The organism is Rhodothermales bacterium (assembly GCA_013002345.1).
In the GTDB taxonomy this organism is placed as follows: domain Bacteria; phylum Bacteroidota; class Rhodothermia; order Rhodothermales; family JABDKH01; genus JABDKH01.
Genome location: JABDKH010000306.1, coordinates 1 through 5551 on the forward strand (window position 1 = coordinate 1; position 5551 = coordinate 5551).

6 protein-coding genes are annotated in these 5551 nt (G+C 56.7%); all 6 read right to left on the reverse strand.

The window, feature by feature from the left end; all coding sequences use genetic code 11:
• Positions 1-1217: class I tRNA ligase family protein (locus HKN37_14700; GenBank protein NNE47897.1), on the reverse strand; the 1217-nt coding region annotated here is incomplete at its 3' end.
• Positions 1218-1390: 173 nt separating this feature from the next.
• The gene (locus HKN37_14705) at positions 1391-2248 is read right to left on the reverse strand and encodes a purine-nucleoside phosphorylase (protein ID NNE47898.1); all 858 of its coding nucleotides are present in this window, start codon (positions 2246-2248) and stop codon (positions 1391-1393) included.
• Between the two features lie 41 nt (positions 2249-2289).
• Positions 2290-3096: a DivIVA domain-containing protein gene (locus tag HKN37_14710; protein ID NNE47899.1), complete on the reverse strand. Its 807-nt coding sequence runs from the start codon at positions 3094-3096 to the stop codon at positions 2290-2292.
• 40 nt (positions 3097-3136) lie between these two features.
• Positions 3137-3397, reverse strand: a complete 261-nt coding sequence (locus HKN37_14715; GenBank protein NNE47900.1) for a hypothetical protein — start codon at positions 3395-3397, stop codon at positions 3137-3139.
• A gap of 80 nt (positions 3398-3477) precedes the next feature.
• Positions 3478-4194 carry a YggS family pyridoxal phosphate-dependent enzyme gene (locus HKN37_14720; protein NNE47901.1) on the reverse strand — a complete coding sequence of 239 codons (717 nt, stop codon included), beginning with the start codon at positions 4192-4194 and terminating at the stop codon, positions 3478-3480.
• Between the two features lie 83 nt (positions 4195-4277).
• A partial coding sequence (locus HKN37_14725) for a permease (protein ID NNE47902.1) occupies positions 4278-5551 on the reverse strand: 1274 nt, incomplete at its 5' end.

Below are 5551 nucleotides of genomic sequence, written 5' to 3' on the forward strand. Positions count from 1 at the left end.
CTCATGAGGGGCGTACCCTTTCGCCAGTCGTGTGGATAGTTGTGCACGAACGTCTCGTGCCGGTACATCAGCCCGCGCGACTTCAGGTCGCGCACGATCGTCTTATCCGCATCTTTGAACCATTGTCCTGCCACGAGTGTAGCGACATCCAGAAATCGACCGTCACCGGCAATCGGATTCACGAGGGGAAGGTTCTCGCGCTGAGCCGTCTCGAAGTCCTCTGCGCCGAACGCAGGAGCCGTATGCACAATTCCGGTACCGTCCTCCGTCGAAACATAGTCGGCGGGCACTACTTTCCACGCCGAGCCGACCTCCACCTCGTCAACGAAATAATCGAACAGTGGCTCGTATCGCTGCCCTACCAGGTCAGCTCCGGACATCTCGTCCTCGATGACGTACTCGCCGTTGATGGCTTCAAGACGATCCTTCGCAAGAACGAGCACCTCGTTTTCCCCGCCATCCACGTTGACGCTGACCCGGGCATAGGTGATGTCCGGTCCGACGGCAAGCGCCGTGTTTGAAATCAGTGTCCATGGGGTCGTCGTCCAGGCCAGGAAGTAAGCACCGGGATCGCCCACTATCGGAAAACGAACAAAGACGCTCGGGTCCTGGACCTCTTTGTAGCCAAGACTGACTTCGTGCGACGAGAGCACAGTCCCCGAACCGGGGCTGTACCACTGGATCTTATGGCCCTTATACAGCAGACCCTTCTCGTGAATCTGCTTGATCAGCCACCAGACAGATTCGATGTACTCGTTCTCAAACGTGACGTAGGGATTCTGCAGATCCACCCAGTATCCCATCCGCGACGTCAGCTCATCCCACAACTCAGTGTAGCGCAAAACACTGTCGCGGCAGGCCTTGTTGAAGCGCTCGATTCCGTAGTCGATTACGCCCTGCCTGCCTGCAAGATTGAGCTCCTTCTCCACCTCTATCTCGACCGGAAGACCGTGGGTGTCCCATCCCGCCTTTCGCGAAACCCGAAAGCCTTTCATCGTCTTGTAGCGGCAGAAGATGTCCTTGATCGTCCGAGACATCACGTGATGAATCCCGGGGCGACCATTGGCCGTGGGAGGTCCCTCGTAAAAAGAAAAGACCGGAGCACCTTCACGCCGAGTGATGCTCTTCGCAAAGATATCTTGGTCGTTCCACCACTGGAGCGTCTCCTTCTCCAGCTCTGGATGATTAAACCGTTTGACTTCGGGGAACGTCTTCATGACACCTGCGCCCTGCGGACGACGTGAAAAAGGTCCGGCGGACGTGCACTGAGGGTGGGAATTCCTGGCGCGGAAAGATACGGAACTCACCGCGGATCAATACAAAACGGGGACTTGCGACGAGGATCTTAACCGTTTGTCAATGCGGCAATGCGAGTCTGCGCGCCCCGCGCTCACTTAAGGCGTCGGACGACACTTCTAAAGATCTCGCTTAGCCCGGGCTCCGCCTGTGCAGCCGCTGCGAGGACATCTGCAATGGAGACTTCCTCGAGCGTGTCCGGAAAGCACTCGTCAGTGATCACCGAAACGGCCATGCACCGCATGCCCATGTGACGCGCAACGATGACTTCGGGCACCGTGCTCATTCCGACCGCATCCGCTCCAATACGTCCGAGGAAGCGATACTCAGCCTTCGTTTCGAGATTTGGACCGGTTACCGCACAGTACACTCCCTGCTGAAGGTTGATGCCTGCAGCCGATGCGGCCTCGTCCGCGAGGTCACGCAGGTTCGTGTCGTAGGGCTCACTCATATCGAGGAATCGAGGACCCCACGCGTCGTTATTCGGGCCTGAAAGCGGACTGACGCCCTGCAGGTTCACATGGTCGGTTATGAGCATCAGGTCGGCACGGCGAAATAGCGGATTCATGCCGCCCGCAGCGTTCGATATCAACAGAATCTCGATCCCAAGCTCACCGAGCACGCGAATCGGGAAAGTAATCTCGCCGGCATCATACCCCTCATACAAATGGAACCGTCCTTGCATCGCAACAACCGGCTCATCATCGAGGGTGCCAACGATAAGCCTGCCGTGGTGAGACTCTACGGTCGACACCGGGAAATGCGGAATGTCATCGTATTCGATGACCGCAGCCTCGTCAATGTCGTCGGCCAGGCGACCGAGACCTGTCCCTAGAATGAGCGCGATGCGAGTCTGGGAGGGTAACGTTCGCCGAATGAATGCGGCAGCCTCTTTAACCTGATTGGCATAGGCGGCCGGCGCACGATCACCGGCCGAGTAATAACGGGCCATGGAATTGAGATTCGTTTTCGATCGGATGACAGACTGCAATCTCAGGCGAGATCATCCAGAATTTTACGAATCTTATCCATCTCCGCCGAATCACGGTGCGATCCAGCCGAAGACTGGGGCTCTATGGCCACCTGGGCTGCAGAATCCTGTTCGGCTGTGGGTGCCTTCGTTGACGCTCCGACATCATCCTGGTCCGCGACGTCCTCGTCCGTGAAGAGAAGTGTGTCGTCGGAGAGTGCACTCTCGACTTCGTCATCCAATCCGATTTTGTTGAGAGCGGCTTCCTCGAGCGCTTCCATATTCTGCACGGCTTCGCCGTCGTCGTCCACCGGAGCAGCCACAGGGGCAGGTGCGTCGGTCATCTCTAGGCCCTCAATTGCCGGCTCCACCGCCACGGGATACTGACGATCAAACTCGTCCAGTAAGTCCAGTTCCGTTTTCAGCAAATTCCTCAGCCTCGCGAGCACTTCGTTGCGCCGCGACTGCAAGTCGGTCAGATTGCGACGCAACTCATAATGATCACTTTGGGCCTGATGCTGAATTCGTGTCGCACTATCGGCAGCCGCCTCGACTATACCTTTCGCTTTTGTCTTCGCCGCATCCAGTGTCTGACGCGAGCTCTCACGAGCCGTCTTCACCGCTTCCTGGAGCGCTTCCTCAACCTGTTTGTAATGGTCGAGTTTTGTTTCCAGTTCGGTGATCTTGTGCTCAAGTCGATTCTGATCGTCCTCCTGACTCTGCCACTGTTCGGCAACCATCTGGAGAAAAGCCTGGACCTCTTCTGGATCCACTCCGCGCATGACGCGCTTGAAGTCCTGCTTCTTGATATCGAGGGAAGAAAGTCTCATGCCAGCGTTGGATTTTCGTGAGATGGCATCGGCGATGCAGTCAGGTGCGGGTTCGCGACCTCTGTGCCGATTCACGAGCAGGCGATTCCGATTCCACATCGGAGACAACCGGGTTCGTGTCAACGGCCGTTACAATGGCCTCGAGATTCTGAATTCGTTTCTCAAGACCCATCGTCACTTCGGTAAGTTGTGTAACCTGCTCCAGTGCCGCCGCCGCACTCTCCTTTTCGTACTGCTTCATGGTCCTGACAAGCAGAACCATAAGGATACCGGCTGCGACTGCGACAATGAACCAGGTCATAGCAAAAAGCAAACTACTTGGTAGAATCGACCCAAGGTTGGACTACTGAAGTCGATTTCTCGCCTCTTTGATGTCGAATTTCAAGCCGGCCGATCTCCAAAAATGCTCGTTCCAAGTCGAACGTGGGTACTTCCCTCCTCAATCGCCACCTCGAAATCACCACTCATTCCCATAGAAAGTACCGCGAGAGAATGATCATACACAGCCTGACTACGCTCGAACAGCGACCGAAGTTTTGCCAGATCCGCTCTTACGTCTTCCGGATCGTCTGCCGGCCGTGCCAGCGTCATCAACCCCTTTATGGATATGCCCTCGTACGATCTCAGCCCTTCAAGCGCTGCATCCACCTCGTGCCCGGAGAAACCGAACTTGCTTTCTTCACCTGACACGTTGACCTGGAGCAGACATGGGTAGGTGATTCCACCGGATAACGCAACGCGGTTGATCGCATCGGCGAGACGCATACTGTCAAGGCCGTGAAAGATGGGGACCCTTCCGACAACGGCTCCAACCTTGTTACGTTGTAGATGCCCGACCATATGCCAGGTGACGGGCCGGTCCGGAAACGAGCGTTCCCACTCAGTCATTTTTTCCAGTAGTTCCTGAACCCTGTTCTCGCCGAAATCACGAACGCCGGCATCGTACGCTCGCGCAATATCTTCAATTGGAAATCGCTTGGACACAGCAACGACGGTGACGTCACCACGGTCCCGACCGACTCGCTGACACGCCGCAACGATTCGTCGCTCGACGCTCTCGACATTCGCCTTGATCGCCACGGACCGTTCAGTAGTCATAATCGAAGCCGCTCTTCTCTTCCTTTGCCCGGTTTGATGCCCGTTACCAATACACGTGGTAGGTCATCACTATGATCGCGAGATCATGCCTCGAATCGCAAGACGTCCAGCGGGGGTCGCGCATAGAGTCCGCGGCTATTGATGAGGCCGACCGCGAGCGTCAGTGCCGTGACACCTCCAACGACCGCTGCCAGAGCGCCTATGGGGGCAACATACTGTGTCTCGAATACAAAGACCGCAAGGCCCCACGACGCCGCCGTCGACAGTACGGCTCCCGTAAGTGCAGCCAGCATACCAAGCAGCGTGTACTCGACCGACATGATGGCAAAAACCTGAGCACGAGACGCGCCCAGTGTCTTGAGCAGAACGGTCTCCTCGACACGTCGAACGCGGCTCACGACGACTGCTGCCGCAAGCACGACGAATCCGGTCAGGATGCTGAACAACGCCATGAAGCGCACCGCAAAGCCGATTCGATCAAACACCGACTCGATCACTTTCAGAATCAAACTCAGGTCGATCGATGAGACGTTCGGATACTCCCGGACGACAGCCGCCTGAACGCCGCCCGATTCCGCGTCGTTTTCTGCGCGCGTCACGATCACGCTGAAGTGCGGCGCATCCTCAAGCACACCATCGGGAAAGACCACGAAAAAATTCGTGCGCACCTGCCGCCACTCGACCTCGCGCACACTTGAGATCCGAGTCTCGACCGGAATACCCTGAACATCAAAGACAAGCGTATCACCCAGAGACACATCCAGGTCACCCATGATGTCTTTCTCCACGGAGATCGGGACGACCTGTTCCGGACTGTACGTACCGGTATCGAACACGCCCTCGACGACGGTCTCCGACTCGTTCAGATAGGAACGGTACGTCGATCGGTATTCGCGCCGATGCGCCCACGACGTACGGCGTGTTGAGTCCTTCCTCATTTCGTCGATCGTGACGCCATTCACAGCGGACAGTCGCATCGTGACGATCGGGACACTCTCGACCACCTGTAGTCCACGTTGCTCCAGAATACGTGCCACGCCAGACTGCTGGTCCGGCTGGATGTCGAAGAATATCAGATTGGGGCGCCCCATTTCATCCGCAACCTCGATCTGTCTCATCAGGGTTCGTTCCGTGGAAATGAACATCGAGACGAGAAAGGTGCCAAGGCCGATGGCCAGCATCATCATGAGTGTCTGATTGTTCGGCCGATAGAGATTGGCCAGGCCCTGCCGCCACACATACGGCAGAGAGTCCGGCGTGAGGCGCTTCAAGAGCCGCGTCGTCACCCATGCCATTCCTGCCAGCAATCCACACACCACGACCATGACGACGACATACGAGATGGCCACCACTACAT